Origin of the sequence: Proteus sp. G4380, assembly GCF_963885725.1 — a bacterium.
Taxonomy (GTDB): domain Bacteria; phylum Pseudomonadota; class Gammaproteobacteria; order Enterobacterales; family Enterobacteriaceae; genus Proteus; species Proteus mirabilis.
Window position 1 is genome coordinate 1 of sequence record NZ_CAWPAV010000027.1, and the last position, 3844, is coordinate 3844.

6 protein-coding genes are annotated in these 3844 nt (G+C 30.4%); all 6 read left to right on the top strand.

Annotated features, from left to right (window positions below; translation table 11 throughout):
* The coding region (locus tag AACU98_RS01590; RefSeq protein ID WP_161735402.1) for a type III secretion protein at positions 1–834 on the top strand (834 nt) is incomplete at its 5' end.
* Positions 831–1760 (top strand): FliM/FliN family flagellar motor switch protein, encoded by a 930-nt coding sequence (locus AACU98_RS01595; protein WP_004245834.1) that lies wholly within the window; start codon positions 831–833, stop codon positions 1758–1760. The genes AACU98_RS01590 and AACU98_RS01595, both read left to right, overlap by 4 nt.
* A gap of 3 nt (positions 1761–1763) precedes the next feature.
* Positions 1764–2423, top strand: a complete 660-nt coding sequence (locus tag AACU98_RS01600) for an EscR/YscR/HrcR family type III secretion system export apparatus protein (RefSeq protein ID WP_004245833.1) — start codon at positions 1764–1766, stop codon at positions 2421–2423.
* A 5-nt stretch (positions 2424–2428) separates the two neighbouring features.
* On the top strand, positions 2429–2677 hold the full coding sequence (gene sctS, locus AACU98_RS01605) for a type III secretion system export apparatus subunit SctS (RefSeq protein WP_004249210.1): 249 nt from the start codon (positions 2429–2431) through the stop codon (positions 2675–2677).
* 5 nt (positions 2678–2682) lie between these two features.
* Positions 2683–3456, top strand: a complete 774-nt coding sequence (gene sctT, locus AACU98_RS01610) for a type III secretion system export apparatus subunit SctT (RefSeq protein WP_017827362.1) — start codon at positions 2683–2685, stop codon at positions 3454–3456.
* Positions 3449–3844, top strand: a 396-nt coding sequence (locus tag AACU98_RS01615; RefSeq protein WP_202608942.1) for an EscU/YscU/HrcU family type III secretion system export apparatus switch protein, incomplete at its 3' end; no start/stop codon positions are given. The genes sctT and AACU98_RS01615, both read left to right, overlap by 8 nt.

Genomic DNA, 3844 nt, shown 5'->3' on the forward strand with positions numbered 1-3844 from the left:
TATATAGGAAGAGAAGAAAAAAAAGCACAGCTCACTGATCAGAGAATAAATAAAAAAACATCTAAGATAGATAAATACAAACTACAACCCCATGTAGGAATAGAAGAAAAAACTGTCATTAAAGACATAATAAGAAAAAACAATGTTAAAACGATGGTTAATGAATTCTTATCGACAAAAAAGAGTTCAGTATTTCCTATTTTCGTAGATAAAAAAATAAATCAACAACAGTATATTAAGTTTTTAGAAAAAATAATTAAAAAAGAACCCGTTAATAATGATAATGTTGATTTAGTTAGCAGTGCAACTAAGCAGGAAAAACAGGCTCAAATTCATCAGAAAGAGAATAACAGTGCATACAAAAATATTGAGTCTAGTATGGCAATGCCGCTAAATAACGTATCAAAAGTTGATACAAAAGAAGAACCGGAAATTTATCAAGAAAATATCACTGAAACTAATAAAGTTGTTCCTTTTTCTTCGCAAGTTACACCAATAAAAACGGTAATTGCATTACCAAAAGTAGCCAAAATGGTTTCACAGCTACCTGCTTGGCAAGTAATAGATAAAAAAATATCTATGTTGACTCTACCACCAAGCATTACTTATACATTTACAAAATGGAAGAGTCGTTATCATCAGGCTAAAATTCATTTTATTGATAAACAAGTTCAGTTAATTGCCTCCTCAGGACGCGTTTATCAAACAGCATTAGAGAATTTGAAGCAATATAATGGGGGATTATCCATAGATCTAACTAATAGCCATAAAAATAAATCGTGGTATATCAACTCTATTAATGCTATTTATGAAAGAGAGGATGAAAATGAATGAGTATTAACGTAGAGGTAGATAATAACCATAAAGAAACAAATAAAATTAATGACATGGTAATATTATCTTCTATCTTTGGTACAAAAAAAATAACAGAAAAACAGCTATATTTTGTATTGAGATGTGAGAATAAATTAGGAACCTTAACGGCGTTAATTTCAGTTAGTCAAGTCATGGATAACTTATATCCTGAAAAAAAAATTGATTGGGAATTAGTACCTGAAAACTATTTAATTGCTCTTTTTTCACAATCTTTATCAACATTATTATTTCCTTTTTCTAAAGAGCCAATGTCATCATGTGTTGAAAATATCTGTTTAGGTGCTGAAAAAGGATCTTGCTATCCTTGTGTAGATACCACATTAGGTCATGTTTTTATTTGCGATATTAAATGGAAATATGAATTGACAGTATTTCCAAAAAATAAAATAGGTTTTATAACAAGTTTTATTTTTGGTTACAGTAAAATATCACTTTCATTATTAAAAACAATATTACCAGGGGATGTTTTATTAATAGATGATATCCATTTTTCTTTTAATGTTGGTGATAAAAAATATTTTTATTTTTCATGGGATGAGGGTAATTGTGTGACATTAGATGCTATCGTTGAAAATAGTGAAGAAAATGAAGAGGATGAGCAAAACGATGCCATAATAGAAGATAGCATTGATTTAGCTCAATCACTTGATTTAAATTCAATTGGCGCTATTCCGATTACAATATCTTTTCTTTTAGCCAATAAAACATTATCAATTGATCAACTTGAAGAATTAGCACCAGGGAAGAAATTTATTTTACCTGATAATGCCATTCGTCATATTAATATTTTAGCAAATGGTAAAGCTATTGCCCAAGGAGAATTAATCAAAATTAAAGATATGTTAGCGGTAGAAATTAATAAATTATCTATAAAATGCGAATAACATATGGAAAGCTCAACACAATTAATCTTGATCCTAGCTCTTGCCACATTGGCTCCTTTTATTATTGCTGCAGGAACTTGTTATTTAAAGTTTTCTATCGTTTTAGTTATGACTCGTAATGCATTAGGTGTGCAGCAAGTTCCTTCTAATATGGTACTTAATGCTATCGCTTTAATGATGGCGCTTTTTGTTATGACACCAATTACTAAAAATATTTGTTACTATGTTATTGAAAATAAAGTGGATATGTCATCTCCAGATGCGATCGAGTCATTTTCAAATGAGGCGTTAGGCGATTATAAAAAATACCTATATCATTACTCAGATCCTGATTTATTAGCTTTTTTTGAACAAGCGCAAGAGAATAGACCAAATAGTGATGGTGATAAAGAAAACATAGAAAATTCACTCTTATCATTATTACCGGCATATGCACTTAGTGAGATAAAATCTGCTTTTATTATAGGTTTCTATCTTTATTTGCCTTTTATTGTTATTGACTTAGTTGTCTCATGCATTTTATTAGCATTAGGTATGATGATGATGAGCCCTATTACATTATCTGTACCTTTAAAACTTATTTTATTTATCGCCATGGATGGTTGGGGACTGTTATCTAAAGGACTCATTAATCAATATCTTGATTTGATGGCGGTGAACTAGTGGATATGGTTTATGCGGCTAATAAAGCTATTTATTTGATTATATTGCTTTCAGCTGCGCCTATTGCTATCGCGACCTTTATTGGATTGCTTATTGGGCTATTGCAAACGATCACACAGATACAAGAGCAAACTTTACCTTTTGGTGTCAAGCTTGTGGGGGTTTTTGTTTGTTTACTTATGATGATGGGATGGATGGGAGATAAGTTACTAATTTATGCTAAAGAGATGTTGACGATTGGGTTAGCCGGGTAACTATCATGCTAGTACTGTTGCAATATATACAATCTTATTTAATCGATATTTTTTTGCTCATTGCTAGATTATTTCCTATTTTTATGTTTATTCCATTCCTCAATAGTCGAGTTCTCAATAGTCAATTATTAAAATATATTATTATTTTTTATATAGCATTAGGAATAAAACCTAGCATCACGATAACAGGGGTTTTAAGAGAGACTTGGGCTATTGTTCTAATTAGTGAGTTAATTATAGGTCTAGTTATCGGCTTGCTACTTGCCACGCCATTTTGGATAGCTTCTGCGTTTGGAGAATTCGTTGATAATCAAAGAGGAGCAAGCATAGGAGATACAATTAATCCTACTACAGGTATTGAATCGTCAGAATTTGCGTCATTAACCGGATTGTTTTGTATGGCCTATTTTTTAGCTACAGGTGGGCTCGTTGTTTTAATGAGTACCATAAAAGAGAGTTACGATGTTTTTCCTATTGGGTATATTAATAAAAATATCGGTTACGATTTTATCGGTCATTGGCTAAATGATATGGTTAAAGTGGCGATTATTTTGGTTTCTCCTGTATTAATTATTATGTTTTTAAGTGAAGTTGCATTAGGGGTTTATTCATTATTTTGTCCTCAACTAAATGCATTTTCTCTCTCTCTTTGTATCAAAGGTATTATCGCTTTTTTAGTATTACTGCTCTTTTTTACCTCAGCAATGACAAATGAATTATATCATTTTTTTAACAGTAGATACTTTTATTCTATTTTTATGAGTATTTATCATGGCTGAGAAAACAGAAAAGCCAACACAGAAAAAGCTTGATGATTCAGCAAAAAAAGGACAATCGTTTAAAAGTAAGGAACTGGTTTCTGGTTTAGTCTATTTCATTGGTGTTATATATTTATTTAATCAAGTGAAGTTGGATGAATTTAATCAATTTTATCAATCACTTTTACTGCATCCAACAGGTATTTCTTTAAAGAGTTATGTTGAAGTTATATCAAAATTATTCTTTGATATTGTACTACCGATCATTATTGTGACTTTTTTATCTGGTGCAATCCCTTCTCTATTTAGCTCCCATTTTAAACTTGCCACTGAAGCAATTAAAATTGATTTTAATCATATTAACCCCATTTCTGGATTTAAAAAAATATTTAGCATAAGAACAATAAAA

Coding starts and splice junctions, on each gene's coding strand:
- AACU98_RS01595 (WP_004245834.1), top strand. CDS start 831: ATGAGTATTAACGTAGAGGTAGATAATAACCATAAAGAAACAAATAAA.
- AACU98_RS01600 (WP_004245833.1), top strand. CDS start 1,764: ATGGAAAGCTCAACACAATTAATCTTGATCCTAGCTCTTGCCACATTG.
- sctS (WP_004249210.1), top strand. CDS start 2,429: ATGGTTTATGCGGCTAATAAAGCTATTTATTTGATTATATTGCTTTCA.
- sctT (WP_017827362.1), top strand. CDS start 2,683: ATGCTAGTACTGTTGCAATATATACAATCTTATTTAATCGATATTTTT.